The following is a 17,756-nucleotide window of genomic DNA, read 5'->3' on the forward strand; positions in this document are numbered from 1 at the left end:
AAACCTATTTAAAAATATTAGGGTGACTATAGCTGCAGGGCTCACCTCTTCCCATTCCGAACAGAGAAGTTAAGCCTGCCTGCGCCGATGGTACTGTTACTTACGGGAGAGTAGGTCGTCGCCAGTTTTTATTAAAAGCCTCAAGTGAACAACTTGAGGCTTTTTTGTGTTTATACTTTTTTGTACAATGTATTAAGTATTAAGTATTAAGTATTAAGTATTAAGTATTAAGTATTAAGTATTAAGTATTAAGTATTAAGTATTAAGTATTAAGTATTAAGTATTAAGTATTAAGTATTGAACATCTTATACTCTCAGAACAAAAAGCTTCCTTTATAACTCTCAGAACTCACTAGTTTAAAAGGAAATCTTACGGGTTATAGCCGGCGAGTTCACGGATGGGCATGCGATGATTGTCCGATGAGCTTAGGAGTAAAAGAATGGTTTTTTTGTATTTCTGCTCGAAAGCAATTGAGTGTGTTGGAGTGTTTATATTTTTAGAAGTCGTTTGATTAAGTTGAATAGAATCATATAGAAGACTATTGATATGATCATTAATTCTATATTGCTAGTGAGGTAAGTTAATGTTTCTGTTGGTTGGTTGAATATGGTTTTTATTAATTCGATAGGACCTGCTATTAATTGATATCTGTAAGCTCTAATTATACTAATAATTACATATATCATGATAATTTGATTGAATAATCCATATAAAAGGATTAGCCAATCTTTTCTATTCTGAACTTTAAATTTAAAAGGATTTTTGAGAAATTCTTTTACTTTTTTAGAACTACTTGGTAGTAGATTAGGAGTGTCTGTTAAATCAGAAATAATCCAATATCCATCGGAGCGAATAAATGGTATAAGTTGATAAAGAATTATAATTGTACTTATTGCTATTACATCCTGTATTTGATGATTTGCAGTAAATAAGTAAGTTATAAATAATCCTAAAATAATAAATAATTGGACATAAACTCCTGCTAAATTTGTAATAATTCGTTCTTGTTTTTTTGCTGACCAAATAGGGGTAATATTGGAATAAAATACAGGGAAAATAAAATAAATTCCTATACCTATTTCTCCACTTCTTTTCGTAAAGCGATTACATGCAGCAATGTGTCCAAACTCATGAATAAATGCACTAAAAATATAGAAAATAAATAAAAATAGCATATACTCTTTTTCTAAGTGGAAATGATGAATTTGAGTAAGGTTATAAATAGAAAAACTAAATAATAATGTAAATGCTATCCAAAAGAAAGTTGGCTGAAATAAAGGTTGAAATATTTTAGATATTTTAGCGGCATTTTCTTTCGAGATTAATTTTGTTTCAAAAAGTATAAATGATTTCTTTTTTATAGATTTATCATTGTTTGTTTGATTAAGTTCAAGGGTTTCTAAATTGTCTTTTACAATATGATTAAAATCTTCAGTAGAGACATAATCAAATTCTAAGATAAAGTCTTTGTAAGATTCGTCTAAGTTGAATTGATTCTTTTTGAGAAGTTCTAAAAGTGATTTTATTTCATCACTAACAATGAAAAATTTTTCAGAATGTTCTAATATCCAGTTTTGATCATTCTTTTTTGTGAATGAAAAATTTATATCTGTCATTGTATTAAGCATTTCTGATTTCATCTATTTGATTTCTCCAATCTTTAAGTTGAGTATTTATTGCATCTACCCACTTGACAATTTTTACTAAATTATACTTCTGTGCAATTTCTTTTGCAGAAGAAAACTGCTCCTGCATAAAGTCAAACTGAGGATTAGATAATTCTTCAAGGGCAAAGAAAGCTTTGTGAGTATAAAGTTGATTTTCGGGATAATAATCGTTATCATTTTTAAGATACTGAATAGTATTTGAGATTATATAAGTGAATTGTTTTGTTTGCAAATCGTCACCAATATCTGTAATGTCATCGTACATTTGAATTCCTTTAAAAATATAAGATAACATCAATTTTATATCTTTTGATGGATAATTAGATTGCAAAAGGTTTATTCCGTCAACAATAAAAAAGACTGGAATATGCTTTTCTACAGCAATTTGTTCAAATTCTTCTTTTGATAAAATAGTTGAATCAAAATTCCATAGTTTTTCTTTAATTAATGCATCAAAATATATTTTACTGTATTTTGCTTTGCTTTCAAAAATTGAAGAATCTTCACCAAATAATTTGATAAGCGTTTTAATACATAATTCGTAATGGTTGGTTAAATTGAATAAAGGATTGGATGTAAGTAAATTTTGATTAATTGGAATTTCATTATCAATTAATTTATCCAAATGAATTATATAATTATAATAAGTTTTAGCAATAAGATCTAGTTGATTTTTATTTTCTGAATTAATCTCAACATTTTCAGTAAGAAAGTCGACAACATCTTGAAAAAAGAGTTGGTTTATTTGACTCATATAGGTTAGTTTTAAGTTAATGCTAAAGTATAATTTTTAAACTTAGAATAAAAATATTTTAGTTAAATATTTGATAGTTAATATATTTAGTGATATATTTATCAAACCTAAACAATAAACTACCATACTATGAAAAATCTCTTTACTATTTTTCTCTGCAAAAAACTTCCTGCAGATTTTATAATATCATAATTAGATATACTTATTTTTTTACTAAAAACTTACAAAGATGTGAGTTATTTAGTTTTACGCGTTTTTTATAATTTTAAATTTACTATAAACCTATGTTAAAGAATCTTACTTTTTTAGCTACCTTATTTCTATCTTCAGCTTTTGCTCAAGTAGAGATATCGAATAAAACAAAACCAGAAATAGATAATGCAACAGATGGAGTGTTTGCAAATTTTTCTGATAAAGGAGTTTTATTACCTCGTATACCATTAAAGTCATTAACAGAACTTAAAAACTTAAATGGTGATAATTTCCCAGTACAAGGAGATCAATCTCAGATGATTGTTTATAATACTAACAAGGCATTAGGAGAAGGATATCATTTTTGGGATGGAACAAAATGGCGTGCGCTTTTGGATTTTGAAAATGTGATTGCTCAATTAAATTCATCAATAATGTATTACAAAGAAGGCTCAGGGATTACTATTCCTGGTACAGCGAGTTACGATAATACTTCCAATTCTCAAGAACAAATACCTGCTTATCAATATCAACAAGGGGTTAGTATGTTGTCAGGTGATCAATCTAAAAAATTTTTAGATATACCTAATATAACTCAATACCTAACAGTTCATCGTAATACAAATAAAGTGTCATTTACATTTACAGGTATTGCACAAGTAGAAGCAAATAAATCTGCTTTGTCCTTTGGTGTAGGTGTATTTGTAGAAGATAAATTAAAATACGTTGAAAGTTTTTCTGGAACATTTGACGAAACAGGTTGTGGTTTCGTAAATGTAGATTTAGATGGAATTTTGGAAGGATTAACAGTGGGTGTTCCTCATAAAATAGAAGTCAAATTTCATCCTCGTAGAGCTTATGATCTAAATAATACAGGTGCTGAAAGGGAGTATACATTTGGTAAAAAAACAGGGAGCTGTGGAAATTTAGAAGATGTTAGTATGAGGCCTAAATTAATTATAACTGTAAAAGAATAAGTAAGATGAAGAAAAGAAATATACTTTTTATTGTAGCATTTTCGGGAATGCTTAATGCGCAAATATCTTTAGAAAATAATATGAATGATAATTTGATTATAGATATGAAGCAAAATGTTGCAACAGGTGATAAACCTTTCGTTTTACCATTAAATGCAATGAAAGCAGACCGTAAAGATAAAACAAATGTCAATATAACTACTAATACTAATTTAGAGTCAAGCCTATTAATCTATAATACAAATACCATAGGTAATGCTAAAGGTCCTTATTTTTGGTTTAATTATAGTTCTACTCAAGGTGCTTGGACACCATTTGTAAATTCTTTAAACAAAGATGTTTTATTGAATCTTAATTATTTAACGAATAGAACAGGGGCATCAGGATCAGATATATATTCTGCAACTAATAATCCAGATTCAGGCTCTTATAAAGATTCATGGATAAATAATATAGGAGATGATATTAATACAGCTTCAAAAAGATGGCAAGTTATGCCTTCTTATTCATCTTCATTTAATATTTACAATACAAGAAATATCCTAAACTTAAAATTATTTGGATTTGCAGAAGCCTATTATTCAGCGTCAACAGCTTCAAATTTTAGTTTCGAAGTAGGAATTTTTATTGATGATAAATTAGCAGTTTATAGTCCTTTTGTCATTACAAATAATAAAAATAGAAAATGTACATATGAAACTTATAACCTTGTAGGATTATTACAAAATTTATCCGTTGGAAATCATACAATAAAAGTTGCAGTAAAAAATAGAAATGTATTATCAGCAAATGGGAGTAATTCTGTAAGGGTAGAGTATAATACTAGAAACTCTAATTGTAATAATATAAACTCTGAAAATAAATCATTACCTCTCCAAGCAATTAATGATGGAATTTTAAATATTCAGATTCAAGAAAATCCTTCAATCCTTAACTTCTAATTATGAAAAAAACAATTTATATACTATCAATACTATTAGCTAATACAGCATTTTCACAAGTTTTAATATCCAGAGAAACTGCTAATCTTAATGTACATTCTTCAGTTGGTTTTGAAGCTAGATCAGATAGACAAGGAGTAGCTTTTCCTGAATATAATATTACTAATTTTACAGTGCATCCATATAATAAAGCTCCAAAAGAAGGCTCTATAGTCTTTAGTCAAAATAAAAATAATGGAACGAATGAAGATTACTATGGGTACTTTTTTTGGAATGGAAATAGATGGGTTAAATTATTAGATGCCAATTCTTTTGTGTCTAATGTAGATTATAATGTACCATACTTTTTCTCTAATTTTAATTCAGTAAATGAAAAAAGTACAGGTATTATTCTCCCTTCAACTTTTGGACCAAGAACCAGTAATACTGATAATTCCATTTTAAGTGAAACTATTAATTCTAAACATGAAATCGGAGCAGATATAGATGACATATATTGGAGAGTTTTTGGACCTGATTTTCAGCCATCGTTCAAATTTTCTAAAGATGCAAAAGGGTTGATTAAAGTAAATGCATTATTAGTAAAACCAGGAGGAGGAAGTTTTGATTATGATATAGCTATGGGAGTTTTTATTAATGATAAATTAGTAGCGACAAAAGTTTATCAGTTTTCAAGTTTAAACGCTCAAACAATATGTTTTCGTAAAAAAGTAACACTATTAGCTCCTTTTAATGGAATTGTAGCGAATACTGATTATAAAATAAAACTAGGATTTAGAATTATAGGTAACAACTATTTTAATAGTGGCTCTTTAAGTTTTAAGAATTATTCTTTAAAATCAGATATTATGGTAGGAGAGGCTTTTGCTAATACAATATCAGGAACAGATCAGACACGATGTGGAATGTCTGCTTTTGAGTCTCCAGTAAATATAACAGTCTATGGAGTATCTAATTAAAAAAATAGTATAAAATAAAAAGAGCTTAGTTTAACTAAGCTCTTTTTTATTGATTTTAATTGTTACCACCACCTGGGTTTTCTACGTCAGGATTAGTACCTCCTCCGTGATGACCTTTGCAGAACATGTGTAATAAACAGTAAAAAATAAATTCTTTTCTGTCTTCTAATTTTTCTACTTGAAAAGCATTGATTGACTTTTTCATAATTAAATAGTTTTTAAGGGTTAATGAAATTTATAAGAATATATTACATAAATTATTAATGTAAATATTCTATGTTTAATAATATTTATAGGATTGTGTAAAATGCTACTTGTGCATTTATATAATATGAAGAATATGTAGTATCATAGGTAATGAGAGTTATAGTTTGGTATTCCAAATTTACTATAAGATTTTTAAATATGACAATTAATTATTTTTTTTAAAAAATTGGAATACAATAGCTTTTCTAATTTGTTAAAAAATAAACACTTATTAAATAATTAATTCTTCTAGAAGCTATGGTTTTGAAATTATATATCTTAAAGAAATGGTAAATATTGTTTTATTATATACAATTACCATTTTTATACATTCAAATTTAATAAGTTTACAACTTCATAAATTAATCTATTGGATCAAATTATTTTAAATTATATTCTTAATAAAGATTTAGAAACAGCATTTAAACTTATTATAAAAGATTATCATCAAAAAGTTTATTGGCAGGTACGTCGTATGGTTTTGATTCATGAAGATGCTGATGATATTGCTCAAAATGTATTTATTAAAATTTATCAAAATCTAAGTTCGTTTAAAAATGAGTCAAAATTATCAACTTGGATTTTTAGGATAACTTATAATGAAACGATAAATTTTATTCATAAAAATGCTAAAGAACAAAATGTTTCGTTCGAAGATTATTCGATGAATATAGCAGATGATTTATCTACGGATGAGTATTTTACAGGTGATGAAATTGAGTTGAAGTTACAAAAAGCAATTGCAAGTTTGCCAGAAAAGCAGCGTGTAGTATTTATGATGAAATATTATGATGAAATGAAATATGAGCAGATTTCTGAAATTTCGGGAACATCTGTTGGTGCGCTAAAGGCGTCTTATCATCATGCAGTTACAAAAATTAAAGAATTTTTAGAGAATGAAGATTAAACCTTTTTAACTTTTTTTTGTCTTATTAGTGATATGAAAGAAAATGAATTAAAAAATAATTTTAAAGTTCCTGAGAATTATTTTAAGAATTTAGAAAATGAGATTTTTCTAAAAAGCTTAGAACAAAGGGAAAATTATACAACTCCAACTAATTATTTTGATGATTTAGAACAGTCAATTTTATCGAAAACTATTGATAAAAAAGAAACAAAAGTTATACATTTCAATATTTGGTGGGCTGCAGCTTGCATATTGTTTATCGCTTTGGTTATGCTTCCTTTTGTGATTAGTTCTTCTAAAAAATCAACAGAAATTGTGGATACAAAAACGGAGAATCAGGTGTACGAAAAAATATATGATTCTTATATAGTAAGTGATCAAAATAAAAAATCGTCCAATGTAACATTAGACGATTCTGATTTTGTTATATATAATTATTAAGAAATTTTAAATAATTTCCGCACTCAAACCTCGGTTCAATAACTCTGTGCATCGAGGTTTTAAATCTTCTAATTCACCAGTTAAGACTTCGCATTTTCCTTTGTAGTGAATCAAAATTGAACATTGTTCAGCTTGCTCAGGTGTATGTTCACAAACATCAATTAACGACTCTATTACCCAATCAAATGTATTTACATCATCATTGTAAACAATAATTTGATATTTGTGAGATTCCTGTTCCAATACATCAACAGCCGAATCTTTTTCCGTTTCCCACATGGGTTGCGTTGCGTATTTTATCATAATATTATTTTTTGAAATGAAGTGCAATCCACTCATTTCGTTGTTTTTTAGATATAAATTTCAAACCATTTTCTGTACAAAAAGCCAAGATATCATCAAAATCTTGCTCCATCAATCCACTTAAGAATAAATCTCCATTTTCATTCAAAACGTTGATATAAGAAGGAATTTGACTGATTAAAATATTTTTGTTGATATTCGCTAAAATAATGTCAAATTGTTTGCTTCCTAAAAGTGAATTATCACCCATTTTCGCATCCAAACTAACACCATTTCGTTTTCCATTTTCGATAGAATTCTCAACAGCCCATTCGTCAATATCAATACATTCAGCATAATTTGCACCACGTTTCATTCCTAAAATTGCAAGGATTGACGTTCCACATCCCATGTCCAAAATATCTTTTCCTGTAAATTCAGTTTCCAAGATATATTCTACCATCAAATGTGTTGTAGAGTGATGTCCAGTCCCAAAAGACATTTTTGGTTGAATGATAATTTCGTATGGAATATTTTCAACTGTTTCGTGAAATTCAGCACGAATTAAACATTGGTCGTTCACTAAAATTGGCGTAAAATTTTCTTCCCAAGTTGCATTCCAATTTTGTTGTTCAATTTCTTGACGCGTATAAGAAAAATCAATATTCTCGATAGAATCAATCACTTCTTTTACTTGGTCAATATTTTCGTCAGTTTTTGGCATGTAAGCATCAAAACCTTCTTCGTTTTCAACGAAACTTTCAAAAGGTAATTCAGAAATCATTGCAATAATAATTTCATTAAAAGGCTCTACTTCCGCAACTTTAAATTTATATTCGATATAATTTGTCATAAAAAAATGTGGAAAACATTCAATTGTTTTCAGCTGCAAATTTACGATTTTTATAATTAATGATAAAGGAGATTATTTATCAAATGGAAAGTCTTTTAAACCAACCATCATTTCACGTTTTCCTGGAGGTCCAGGACGTTTTTGTACAATATAGTTCAAATCTTTCAATCCTCTTTTTATGCTTCCTTTAGCTGCATAAGTAGTAAAAATGGCAGATTTTTTAGTTAAAGAATCAACAATTTCTAACAATTCTTTTTCCCATAATTCTGGTTGAACACGAGAACCAAATGCATCAAAATAGACCAAATCAAAATTATTTTCGTTGATATTTTTCAGATTGAAAAAATCTTCTTCTACTTTTTTAATTTCAAAATATGGAGAAATTTTATGCCAATTTTCCCAATTAGAATGAAATAATTGTTTATAATAATCTAAAAACTCATCTTTTCGATGTGCTAATTCTGGATAAAGTTTGAAAACGTTTTCGAAATAATTCACCAATTCAAATTCTTCATTCGAAACTGGAAATTTTTCGATTCCAACATATTGAACTGGAATTTTATGTTTCTCCGCTTCCATCAAAGTAATAAAAGAATTAAGTCCCGTACCTAATCCAATTTCTATAATTTTTATAAGATTTTTTGTTTCGGTAAAATGATGAAAACCATTTTTTATAAATACATGAAAAGCCTCTTGTACAGCGCCATGCTTAGAATGATAAGATTCATCCCAATCTTCAATATAGATAGTTTTAGATCCATCTTCCGTCTCTTGAATAATTCTTTTCATCGTCGAAAGTTATGATATTTATTATGAAAAAGTGCAAATAAAATGTACCTTTGATAAGCACAAACAAAATATATCGTAAAATGATTATAGAAAAAATTGCTGAATCAAAATTTAACGATTCAGTTTTCAACTCTACTGTTTTTGGTAAAGAGTTTACAGACCATATGTTAATCGCGCATTACAAAGATGGTAAATGGGATGAACCTAAAATTGTTCCTTATGGACCAATTTCAATGACACCAGCAGCGATGTCTTTCCATTATGGTCAAACAATTTTTGAAGGAATGAAAGCCTACAAAAATGATAACGAAGAAGTATTTATTTTCCGTCCAGAGAAAAACTTCGAGCGTTTTAATTTATCTGCGGCACGTCTTAATATGCCTCAAATTCCGAAAGAAATTTTTATTGATGGTTTAGAAGCAATTATTGATTTAGATCGTCAATGGGTACCAAAAGATTATGGAACGTCATTATATATTCGTCCAGTAATGTTCGCAACAGAAGAAGCGGTTTCTGCAAGAGCTTCTAATGAATTCATTTTTGCTATTTTATTAGCTTATGCTCCTAATTATTACGATAAACCTTTATCAGTAAAAATTGCTGATTATTATAGTCGTTCAGCCCAGGGAGGTGTTGGTTTTGCAAAATGTGGAGGAAACTATGCAGGCTCTTTCTTTCCAACTTCTGAAGCTCAAAAAGATGGTTATGATCAAGTGATTTGGACAGATTCTATCGAGCATAAATACATTGAAGAAGCAGGAACAATGAATGTGATGGTACGTATCGGAAATAAAATTTTAACAGCTCCAACTTCTGAGCGTATTTTGAATGGAGTTACACGTGATTCTGTTTTAACATTAGCAAAAGATAGTGGATATGAAGTAGAAGTACGTCCTGTAGAAGTACAAGAATTGTATGATGCCTACAAATCAGGAGAATTAAAAGAAGTATTTGGATGTGGAACAGCTGTTGTAATTACACAGTATGATGCAGTTGGATTTGGTGAAGAACGTGCTCAATTACCAACTTTAGCTGAAGAAGATTCTTTTGCATTACAATTGAAAAAGAAATTAAAAGATATTCAATACGGATTAGCAGAAGATCCTTATGGATGGAGAATTAAAATCGAAGAACAAGCTTAATTTTGTTTAAGTAAGTTATTTTAAATATAAGCTGACAATTTGATTGTCAGCTTTTTTTGGCACGATATTTAATAATATGTTATACAAAGTACTATATTTGCAAAATGAATGGACTACAGAAATTTTTAATCATCTGTTCAGGGAGTAGTCTTGAACTCTTGAAAAAAACACCAACAGATATCAACAAACATGTAGGTATTGGAGGTGTCATATTATTTACAGGAATTTTGGCGGCTTTGTCTGCTGGATATGCGCTGAATACTGTTTTTGATAATATATATACAGCAACAGGTTTTGGTTTGTTGTGGGGATTGATGATTTTTAATCTTGACCGATATATTGTCACATCAATGAAAAAATCAGGTGGATTTTTTCGTCAGTTTTTTATTGCTTTACCACGTATTTTGGTTGCAGTTTTATTAGGTATTGTGATTTCGAAACCGTTAGAATTAAAAATTTTCGAGAAAGAAATTAACAAGCAATTAAATATTATTGTCAATCGTAATAAAGCGGAATTACAAAAAGGAATTGATGCGCGTTATGCTGAATTGGGAACACCTTTTTCGAATGAACGAAAAGAAATTTATGCAGAAATAGATAAATTAAGAAATGAGTATAATTCTGCTTCTACCGAATTGGAAAAAGAAGTTGTAGGAACTCAAACCGAAACAACTACTGGACGCGAAGGTTATGGACCAAATGCGAAACGAAAAGCAGAATTGAAAAAACAAAAAGCTGCCGAAATTGAAACCTATATTCAACAATCTGCGCCTCGTTTGGCTGAAATTAACAAAGAATTGGATCGATTGAATATTGCAAAAGAGAAAGAAATTGATGCGGCTAAACCAACGGAAGAGAATTACAATGGATTTGCAGCTCGTATGCAAGCTTTAGACGAATTGTCAGTTAATAATCCAATTTTAGGGACTGCAGCTATTTTTATAGCTCTTGTATTTATTTCCTTAGAAACTGCACCAGTTTTAGTGAAATTAATTGCTCCAAAAGGACCTTATGATTTTCTATTAGAAAAACATGAACATTCGTTCAAGATTTTTAGTAAAGAATCAATTCAGATTATGGATATTAAATCAGAGAAACGAGTCAAACATGAATTTGAAAAAGCATAAATAATGAAAAAGTAACTTCAAATTGAAGTTACTTTTTTAATTTTAACTATAATTATTTTTTGATAAGTTGATGTTGTGCAATTCCTTTTTTGGTTTTTACTTTAATAAAGTAAACGCCTTTTGGTAATTGAATAGTTTGTGTAAAACGAGCTATATTCAATTGATTAAACTCTAAAACTATTTTTCCTGTCGTATCGTAAATTAAGATTTGTTGAATTTTGTTATTATCTTCTGAAATTAAATTAAACTCTCCATTTGTTGGATTTGGCGCTAAAACTACTTTTCCAACTTCTTGATTATTGATATCATGTACTGCTAAAGTTGTTAGGTCATATTGATACAAATTATAATTTTGATTTACCAAGTATAATTTATCTTTTACAATTTGGAAATTACTCCAGTTTTTAGGGAAATTTTCTTTTTCATTCTTTGGTTGGCCAAACAATGGAAACCACGAAATTCCTTTGTCAGCAGAAGCAAGGACTTCTCCATTTACAATGGCAACAATAAACTCTTTATAAATAGTAACTGCAAAATTTCCGTAGCTTGGATAATCGTATTGTGCCGAAACAAAGTTTTTACCAAAATCTGTCGACGTTTTGATATAAGGAATTTCATTAATTTGATAAAGATAAATGACTACCCCTGTTTTGTCTACATATTTATGACTTTCGGTTTCTTCTGTAGGTATAGTGAATAAAGTTTCTTTTGTTTTCCCTTCGTCATATGTAATATTAACAGTTCTGTTTGTGTAGTCATACCACCAAATGGTCTCTAAATCCAAATACGTACCATATTGCATATTTTCTGGTATATCTTTTATTTCCCAATTTTTACTACCATCTTTTGTTACTATATTAGCATATTTTCCATTTGGATAAGCTGATATAAAACCAAAATTTTCATCAATGAATTTGATTTTTCTAAATCCATCTGCATGAAATATAGCTGGATTGTTGTATACAAGATTCCAGTTTTTTCCACCATTTTCGGTTTTAAAAATTGAAAAATCTACAAATTGATTCACAACAAAATATCCAATATTTTTATTAATAAAATCTACTCCAATAGAATGATAACTAATTTCTATAGGAGCTGGGAAATCGATTGACTCTTTGGTTTTGAAATTGTATAAAGTTGGTTGTAGATTAGCATTTTGTCCCCAAATTTCTTCATCAGAAACAATATCCAAATGGTCAGTAATATTTTGGTAATTGAAGTAAATTAACTTATTATAAATTTCCCAATTTTTCAAATCATACGAAAGCATCGTTTGTCCTTCGTATACACCTAAATATTCATTATCGTCAATAAAAAGATCTTCTATAGGGTAAGGCAATTTAATTTTTTCTAAATTTTGACTATCTTCTACAAATTTGTAGAGATATTTATTTTCTTGACTTCTTTTTTGAGCATAAGCATAAAATGTATTTCCCTTAAGTATAGTTTGAGGTATTAAATTAATATCAGGTAAACTTGTAATTTTCCAACTATTTCCATCATCTTTACTTGTATAGATTTCGTTTTCAGAAATATATAAGGCCGTTAGTTGGTCTGTATAAAATATTCTACTGTATGTGCCAACAAAGCTGTTTGGCTTTTCAATTTCATGTTGAGCATTCCATGTGGCTCCCCCATCTTGAGTAGAGTATATCCAATATTTATTATTAGCATAGATAAATGCTTTTCCTTCTAAATCATTTTTAAAAGCAAAACTATAAATACCAATCTTCGTTACATCAGTGTTTATTTGCGCTTTTATCCATTCTCCAGAAAAGTTATTCATGTAAAAAAAGCTTTCAGTATTATTTTCGCTTGAAGAAATTATAATACGATTATTTTCTAATAATTTTATATTACTTATATATTTATTATTTTTCACTTGTATGAAATTCTCCCCTTTATCATATGAAACATAAAAATTATAATATCGACTAGTATAAAGTAAAATTTCTTTGTTATTTAATATACCAATTGAGTTATAATCTCCTTGAAATTTTTTCGTCCATGTTTTTCCTTTATCATCACTTTTATATATAATATTATTATTCCTATTGAATCCAAAATAATAATCTTGCATTTTTGCCAATTTATGTATTACAGTTCGTTCTCCTAAAAGTTTTGTATTCTCCTTAAGGCTTAATTTTTGTGCAGATATAAAACAAGAGATAAAGGTTAAAATAAAAAATAAATGTTTTTTCATAAGCGTTAATTTTTGTAAATATATGTATTATAGAGATATAAAATTATTTTAACATAAAGCTAAATAGTAAATGTAAATTTTCTTTTTGATTATCTCAAGTAGTAAATAGTGTAATCGAGAATACTTTTTTAATTTTGCACAAGATATGGAAACTTATAAAATAGAAATTTACGGAGAAGACGAAAACCAAATTCAACGAATGGAAGAGGTGATTGCTCCTATAAAAGATATACAAGATTATTTTTGGAAAATTCTTTGGGTTGATGGTGAAAGTGAAACGGACGAATATTCGGTTTTCGAATTGCAAGAAGTGATTGATCAACAAGACGGAATTTTTGTGGAATATGATCAGCTAGAAAGTTTGTGTTATAAAATGGAACATGTAACAGAGGCGTTGATTATTGGAGATCGAAAAGAAAATAATTTGCATGTAAATATTGAGGATGAAAATTTATATGACAATGAAGTCGTGTTTGAATTTGTGAAAGATTCACATTGGCAAATTTTGACTTCTGATATCAATATTGTAGATACGTTCAAAGTTTTCTTTCCAAATAGTAAAATCATTGATTAAAAATAAAAGCCACTAAAAAGTGGCTTTCTTCTTTATTTTTGATTCAATTTCTGAAAAATTTTTAAGGTTTCTTTTGCTTCTTTTACATCATGAACACGCAAAATTTTTGCACCTTTTTGTAACGCAACCATATTTAGTACAGAAGTTCCGTTTAAAGCTTCTTGTGGAGTTGTTCCGAATAAATTATAAATCATCGATTTTCTCGAAATTCCGACTAATAAAGGAAAACCTTCAAAACCTAAAGCTTCCATTTTACTGAATAATTCGTAATTATGATCCAATGTTTTAGCAAAACCAAAACCAGGATCCAAAATAATATCATTTACTTTTGCAGCTTTTAATTGAGCAATTTTTTTAGAAAAATATTCATTCACTTCCAATGTAATATCATCATATTCAGGATTATTTTGCATCGTTTTCGGCGATCCTTTCATATGCATTAAAATATATGGAACTCGAAGTTCTTTGATTGCATCAAACATGTTTTCGTCCAATTCCCAACCCGAAACATCATTTATAATTGAAGCGCCAGCTTTTATAGCTTCGCGTGCCACATTTCCTCGAAAAGTATCAATCGAAATAATTAATTCTGGATATTCTTCAATAATTTTTTCGATAATTGGCGCAGTTCTATCAATTTCTTCTTGCTCTGAAATATTTTCTGCTCCAGGTTTTGTCGAATAACCACCAATATCAATTATATCGGCACCTTCGGACAAGTATTTTTCAACTTTTTCTAAAATCAAATTCATTGATTGATTACTACCACCATCATAAAAAGAGTTTGGCGTTGTATTCAAAATTCCCATAATTTTAGGCTCGTTCAAATCAATCAAACGACCATTACAATTAATTGTCATATCTTAGAAGTTCTTTAAGCAATTTCAATTATTTTTGAAATCGAAACGAAATTATGAAAAATACCTCAATTCAATTTAAAGAAATCATCTCTGTTTGTCGAGATTTATATACAAAAAAATTACAAGATTACGGTCCAGCTTGGCGTGTACTGCGTTTACCGTCGTTGACAGATCAAATTTTTATCAAGGTAAATCGTATTCGTACGTTGCAAGAAGCGACGGAACGTTTGGTTGATGAAGACGAAGAAGGAGAATTTATTGCGATTGTTAATTATTCAATTATGGCATTGATTCAGTTGGAACTTGGTTTTGCAGATCAGCCAGATTTAACGGACGAACAAGCGATCGATTTTTATGATAAATATGCGATAATCGCGCATGATTTGATGATGAAAAAAAATCATGATTACGGTGAAGCTTGGCGAGATTTGCGTGTAAGTTCGATTACAGATTTAATTTATCAGAAAGTTTTACGTACAAAAAGTATCGAAGATAATAAAGGAAAAACAATTGTGTCTGAAGGTTTGGATGCAAATTATTTAGATATGATTAATTATTCGATTTTCGCAATGATTTTAATTAACGAAAAGAAAGCTTTATGAAATATTTAGTTCAATTTGCACGAATTATAGTTGGTGTCATTTTTATAATTTCTGGATTTGTAAAAAACGTTGATCCAATTGGATTAAGTTTTAAATTAGAAGAATATTTTTCGCCAACAGTTCTTAATATTCCATTTTTAGAAAGTTTGAGTTTGCCTTTGGCAACATTTTTCTCCATTTTTGAAATAGTTTTAGGCGTTTTATTATTGCTTGGCGTTTGGAAAAGATTTACAACAATAGCTTTATTGTTAACGATTATTTTCTTTACATTTTTGACATTTTATTCAGCTTATTTCAATAAAGTAACGGATTGTGGGTGTTTTGGTGATGCGCTAAAACTAGAACCTTGGGCATCATTTTACAAAGATGTTGTGCTTTTGATGTTGATAATTGTTTTAGTGATTGGTCAAAAATATATCAAACCATTATTCGTCGAAAAAGCGAATTATGCGATTAATTTTATTACAATTTTAGGTTCTGCAATTATTGCTTATATCGGAATTAATCATTTACCAATCATTGATTTTAGACCTTATGCAGTTGGCAAAAATTTGATTGAAGGAATGAAGTCTCCGCAAGAATTAGGTTTGAAACCAACAACGTATAAAACGATTTACACCATGAAAAATAGTGTAGATGGAAAGGTTGTAGAAATTGATGATGCACAATATATTGCGGATGATAAGTGGTACAAACATGGAACACCTTGGGTAATTGAAGCGGATAAAACGCGTACAATTGTAGAGAAAAAAGGTTACGAACCACCAATTCACGATTTTAATTTTGATTGCAATGGTGTTGATAAAACTTCTGAAATTTTAAATGCCTCGAAAGCGATTGTTTTTGTCATTCCTTTTGTTGAAAAGGTAAATGAGGAACAAATTGCGAAATTAAATACTTTAGGAAAGGAAGCGAAAGCAAAAGGTTTTGTTGTGTCAGCGGTTTCGAACAATCCAATTAAAGGTTTAGAATTAGAGAATTGTTTCATGGATCAAACAACGATGAAAACAATTATTCGTTCAAATCCTGGTGTGATGATTTTAGAAAAAGGAACGGTAAAAGCGAAATATCATGACAACGATTTTCCATCAATTAATCGATTAGAAGAATTATTTTAAAAAGTGATTAATTATATTTTAAATAAAATTTTCTACGGATTTCTAACGCTTTTTGGTGTTGTGACTGTAGTTTTTCTATTGTTTTCTGTTCTTCCTGGAGATCCTGCACGTATGATGCTCGATCAGAAAGAAGATCCTGAACAATTGGCTCAAATTAGAAAAAACTTAGGTTTAGATCAACCTTTATGGAAACAATATGCTTTTTATATAAATGATTTATCGCCGATTTCATTTCATAATATAGACGAAAACAATACAACATATACTTCATTAAGTTCTGATAAATACAATTACACAAAATTGATGGATTTCGGAACAAATGAAATGGTTTTGAAAACGCCTTATTTACGTGAATCTTTTCAAAAACAAGGAAAAAGCGTCAGTACAATTATTGAAGAAACTTTGCCAAATACAATGGTTTTAGCAATTGCGGCTATTATTATTGCAACGATAATTGGGGTTGCGTTAGGAATTGTTTCTGCTTTGATGAAAGATACGTGGATTGATCGTGTTTTGTTAGTTGTTACAAGTTTTGGGATGAGTATTCCATCTTTCTTTTCGGCGATTATCATTGCCTATATTTTTGCATTTTTGATGCATGATATTACAGGACTGAATATGATTGGAAGTCTGTATGAAGTGGATGATTTGGGAGAAGGAAAACATTTGATGTTGAAAAATCTTATTCTTCCAGCGATTACATTAGGATCTCGTCCGTTAGCTGTTTTTACACAACTAACGCGAAATTCTTTGTTAGAAGTTTTGAATCAAGATTATATTAGAACAGCTTTTGCAAAAGGTTTATCAAGAAAAACTGTTATTACAAAACATGCTTTGCGAAATGCAATGAATCCAGTTGTAACAGCGATTTCTGGTTGGTTCGCTTCGATGTTGGCAGGTTCTGTTTTTGTAGAATTTGTTTTTGGTTGGAATGGTTTAGGAAAAGAAATCGTAAACGCCTTGAATACATTAGATTTACCAATTGTTATGGGAGCTGTTTTAGTAATTGCTGTGATGTTTATTGTAATTAATATTTTAGTAGATATTCTTTACGGAGTTTTAGATCCTCGTGTTCGCATAAAATAAATCAGTTTTAATTTCAAGAGAAATAATTATCTTGC

General features: G+C 28.9%; 19 protein-coding genes and 1 rRNA gene. 12 read left to right on the forward strand and 8 right to left on the reverse strand.

Annotated features, from left to right (window positions below; translation table 11 throughout):
* Positions 1–18: 18 nt before the first annotated feature.
* Positions 19–127 (forward strand): 5S ribosomal RNA (rrf, locus tag E4J94_RS16195).
* A gap of 362 nt (positions 128–489) precedes the next feature.
* On the opposite strand, the gene E4J94_RS16200 is transcribed toward rrf, so the two are convergent.
* Together E4J94_RS16200 and E4J94_RS16205 are read right to left on the reverse strand one after the other, a co-directional pair.
* Positions 490–1,641, reverse strand: a complete 1,152-nt coding sequence (locus E4J94_RS16200) for a hypothetical protein (RefSeq protein ID WP_135836830.1) — start codon at positions 1,639–1,641, stop codon at positions 490–492.
* Positions 1,622–2,422, reverse strand: coding sequence for a hypothetical protein (locus tag E4J94_RS16205; RefSeq protein ID WP_135836831.1), 801 nt, complete (start codon positions 2,420–2,422; stop codon positions 1,622–1,624). Before E4J94_RS16205 ends, E4J94_RS16200 begins: the two co-directional genes overlap by 20 nt.
* A gap of 284 nt (positions 2,423–2,706) precedes the next feature.
* Between E4J94_RS16205 and E4J94_RS16210 the strand changes: the two genes are divergently transcribed.
* From E4J94_RS16210 to E4J94_RS16220, 3 genes are read left to right on the forward strand one after another with little or no spacing between them, the layout of a single operon-like run.
* Entirely contained in the window at positions 2,707–3,591 is an 885-nt protein-coding gene (locus E4J94_RS16210; RefSeq protein ID WP_135836832.1) for a hypothetical protein, read from the forward strand.
* A gap of 5 nt (positions 3,592–3,596) precedes the next feature.
* Positions 3,597–4,532 (forward strand): hypothetical protein, encoded by a 936-nt coding sequence (locus tag E4J94_RS16215; RefSeq protein WP_135836833.1) that lies wholly within the window; start codon positions 3,597–3,599, stop codon positions 4,530–4,532.
* Positions 4,533–4,534: 2 nt separating this feature from the next.
* Positions 4,535–5,491 carry a hypothetical protein gene (locus tag E4J94_RS16220; RefSeq protein WP_135836834.1) on the forward strand — a complete coding sequence of 319 codons (957 nt, stop codon included), beginning with the start codon at positions 4,535–4,537 and terminating at the stop codon, positions 5,489–5,491.
* A gap of 55 nt (positions 5,492–5,546) precedes the next feature.
* On the opposite strand, the gene E4J94_RS17680 is transcribed toward E4J94_RS16220, so the two are convergent.
* Positions 5,547–5,696 carry a hypothetical protein gene (locus tag E4J94_RS17680; RefSeq protein ID WP_168801903.1) on the reverse strand — a complete coding sequence of 50 codons (150 nt, stop codon included), beginning with the start codon at positions 5,694–5,696 and terminating at the stop codon, positions 5,547–5,549.
* 411 nt (positions 5,697–6,107) lie between these two features.
* Here E4J94_RS17680 and E4J94_RS16225 point away from each other — a divergent pair, with 411 nt between their 5' ends.
* Both E4J94_RS16225 and E4J94_RS16230 read left to right on the forward strand, forming a co-directional pair.
* On the forward strand, positions 6,108–6,644 hold the full coding sequence (locus tag E4J94_RS16225) for an RNA polymerase sigma factor (protein ID WP_135836835.1): 537 nt from the start codon (positions 6,108–6,110) through the stop codon (positions 6,642–6,644).
* A gap of 33 nt (positions 6,645–6,677) precedes the next feature.
* Entirely contained in the window at positions 6,678–7,085 is a 408-nt protein-coding gene (locus E4J94_RS16230; protein WP_135836836.1) for a hypothetical protein, read from the forward strand.
* Between the two features lie 6 nt (positions 7,086–7,091).
* Here the strand turns inward: E4J94_RS16230 and E4J94_RS16235 are convergent, their stop codons facing one another.
* From E4J94_RS16235 to mnmD, 3 genes are all read right to left on the reverse strand, one after another.
* Positions 7,092–7,388 (reverse strand): ATP-dependent Clp protease adaptor ClpS, encoded by a 297-nt coding sequence (locus E4J94_RS16235; protein ID WP_185145654.1) that lies wholly within the window; start codon positions 7,386–7,388, stop codon positions 7,092–7,094.
* 4 nt (positions 7,389–7,392) lie between these two features.
* Positions 7,393–8,220 carry a 50S ribosomal protein L11 methyltransferase gene (prmA, locus tag E4J94_RS16240; protein WP_135836837.1) on the reverse strand — a complete coding sequence of 276 codons (828 nt, stop codon included), beginning with the start codon at positions 8,218–8,220 and terminating at the stop codon, positions 7,393–7,395.
* 72 nt (positions 8,221–8,292) lie between these two features.
* Positions 8,293–9,009 carry a tRNA (5-methylaminomethyl-2-thiouridine)(34)-methyltransferase MnmD gene (mnmD, locus tag E4J94_RS16245; RefSeq protein ID WP_135836838.1) on the reverse strand — a complete coding sequence of 239 codons (717 nt, stop codon included), beginning with the start codon at positions 9,007–9,009 and terminating at the stop codon, positions 8,293–8,295.
* 80 nt (positions 9,010–9,089) lie between these two features.
* Here mnmD and E4J94_RS16250 point away from each other — a divergent pair, with 80 nt between their 5' ends.
* Both E4J94_RS16250 and E4J94_RS16255 read left to right on the forward strand, forming a co-directional pair.
* The gene (locus E4J94_RS16250) at positions 9,090–10,151 is read left to right on the forward strand and encodes a branched-chain amino acid aminotransferase (protein WP_135836839.1); all 1,062 of its coding nucleotides are present in this window, start codon (positions 9,090–9,092) and stop codon (positions 10,149–10,151) included.
* Between the two features lie 104 nt (positions 10,152–10,255).
* Positions 10,256–11,278 carry a DUF4407 domain-containing protein gene (locus tag E4J94_RS16255; protein ID WP_135836840.1) on the forward strand — a complete coding sequence of 341 codons (1,023 nt, stop codon included), beginning with the start codon at positions 10,256–10,258 and terminating at the stop codon, positions 11,276–11,278.
* Positions 11,279–11,330: 52 nt separating this feature from the next.
* Here E4J94_RS16255 and E4J94_RS16260 read toward each other — a convergent pair whose 3' ends face one another.
* A complete protein-coding gene (locus E4J94_RS16260) occupies positions 11,331–13,481 on the reverse strand; it encodes a T9SS type A sorting domain-containing protein (protein ID WP_135836841.1) in 2,151 nt (716 codons plus the stop codon).
* A gap of 145 nt (positions 13,482–13,626) precedes the next feature.
* On the opposite strand from E4J94_RS16260, the gene E4J94_RS16265 reads away from it, so the two are divergent.
* Entirely contained in the window at positions 13,627–14,055 is a 429-nt protein-coding gene (locus tag E4J94_RS16265; RefSeq protein WP_125350302.1) for a hypothetical protein, read from the forward strand.
* 32 nt (positions 14,056–14,087) lie between these two features.
* Here the strand turns inward: E4J94_RS16265 and folP are convergent, their stop codons facing one another.
* Positions 14,088–14,915 (reverse strand): dihydropteroate synthase, encoded by an 828-nt coding sequence (folP, locus tag E4J94_RS16270; RefSeq protein ID WP_135836842.1) that lies wholly within the window; start codon positions 14,913–14,915, stop codon positions 14,088–14,090.
* A 53-nt stretch (positions 14,916–14,968) separates the two neighbouring features.
* Between folP and E4J94_RS16275 the strand changes: the two genes are divergently transcribed.
* The 3 genes from E4J94_RS16275 to E4J94_RS16285 are packed head-to-tail and all read left to right on the forward strand — an operon-like array spanning position 14,969 to position 17,721.
* Complete coding sequence (locus E4J94_RS16275) at positions 14,969–15,517, forward strand: DUF1599 domain-containing protein (RefSeq protein ID WP_135836843.1); 549 nt, start codon at positions 14,969–14,971, stop codon at positions 15,515–15,517.
* On the forward strand, positions 15,514–16,635 hold the full coding sequence (locus E4J94_RS16280; protein ID WP_135836844.1) for a BT_3928 family protein: 1,122 nt from the start codon (positions 15,514–15,516) through the stop codon (positions 16,633–16,635). The genes E4J94_RS16275 and E4J94_RS16280 overlap by 4 nt, the downstream gene beginning before the upstream one ends.
* A gap of 3 nt (positions 16,636–16,638) precedes the next feature.
* A complete protein-coding gene (locus E4J94_RS16285; RefSeq protein WP_135836845.1) occupies positions 16,639–17,721 on the forward strand; it encodes an ABC transporter permease in 1,083 nt (360 codons plus the stop codon).
* The last annotated feature ends 35 nt before the right edge of the window (positions 17,722–17,756 follow it).

Origin of the sequence: Empedobacter tilapiae (genome assembly GCF_004785645.1) — a bacterium.
Taxonomy (GTDB): domain Bacteria; phylum Bacteroidota; class Bacteroidia; order Flavobacteriales; family Weeksellaceae; genus Empedobacter; species Empedobacter tilapiae.

Bases quoted from the DNA above. Each gene is read 5' to 3' on its own strand.
- E4J94_RS16200 (WP_135836830.1), bottom strand. From the start codon at position 1,641: ATGAAATCAGAAATGCTTAATACAATGACAGATATAAATTTTTCATTC.
- E4J94_RS16205 (WP_135836831.1), bottom strand. From the start codon at position 2,422: ATGAGTCAAATAAACCAACTCTTTTTTCAAGATGTTGTCGACTTTCTT.
- E4J94_RS16210 (WP_135836832.1), top strand. From the start codon at position 2,707: ATGTTAAAGAATCTTACTTTTTTAGCTACCTTATTTCTATCTTCAGCT.
- E4J94_RS16215 (WP_135836833.1), top strand. From the start codon at position 3,597: ATGAAGAAAAGAAATATACTTTTTATTGTAGCATTTTCGGGAATGCTT.
- E4J94_RS16220 (WP_135836834.1), top strand. From the start codon at position 4,535: ATGAAAAAAACAATTTATATACTATCAATACTATTAGCTAATACAGCA.
- E4J94_RS17680 (WP_168801903.1), bottom strand. From the start codon at position 5,696: ATGAAAAAGTCAATCAATGCTTTTCAAGTAGAAAAATTAGAAGACAGA.
- E4J94_RS16230 (WP_135836836.1), top strand. From the start codon at position 6,678: ATGAAAGAAAATGAATTAAAAAATAATTTTAAAGTTCCTGAGAATTAT.
- E4J94_RS16235 (WP_185145654.1), bottom strand. From the start codon at position 7,388: ATGATAAAATACGCAACGCAACCCATGTGGGAAACGGAAAAAGATTCG.
- prmA (WP_135836837.1), bottom strand. From the start codon at position 8,220: ATGACAAATTATATCGAATATAAATTTAAAGTTGCGGAAGTAGAGCCT.
- mnmD (WP_135836838.1), bottom strand. From the start codon at position 9,009: ATGAAAAGAATTATTCAAGAGACGGAAGATGGATCTAAAACTATCTAT.
- E4J94_RS16250 (WP_135836839.1), top strand. From the start codon at position 9,090: ATGATTATAGAAAAAATTGCTGAATCAAAATTTAACGATTCAGTTTTC.
- E4J94_RS16255 (WP_135836840.1), top strand. From the start codon at position 10,256: ATGAATGGACTACAGAAATTTTTAATCATCTGTTCAGGGAGTAGTCTT.
- E4J94_RS16260 (WP_135836841.1), bottom strand. From the start codon at position 13,481: ATGAAAAAACATTTATTTTTTATTTTAACCTTTATCTCTTGTTTTATA.
- E4J94_RS16265 (WP_125350302.1), top strand. From the start codon at position 13,627: ATGGAAACTTATAAAATAGAAATTTACGGAGAAGACGAAAACCAAATT.
- folP (WP_135836842.1), bottom strand. From the start codon at position 14,915: ATGACAATTAATTGTAATGGTCGTTTGATTGATTTGAACGAGCCTAAA.
- E4J94_RS16275 (WP_135836843.1), top strand. From the start codon at position 14,969: ATGAAAAATACCTCAATTCAATTTAAAGAAATCATCTCTGTTTGTCGA.
- E4J94_RS16280 (WP_135836844.1), top strand. From the start codon at position 15,514: ATGAAATATTTAGTTCAATTTGCACGAATTATAGTTGGTGTCATTTTT.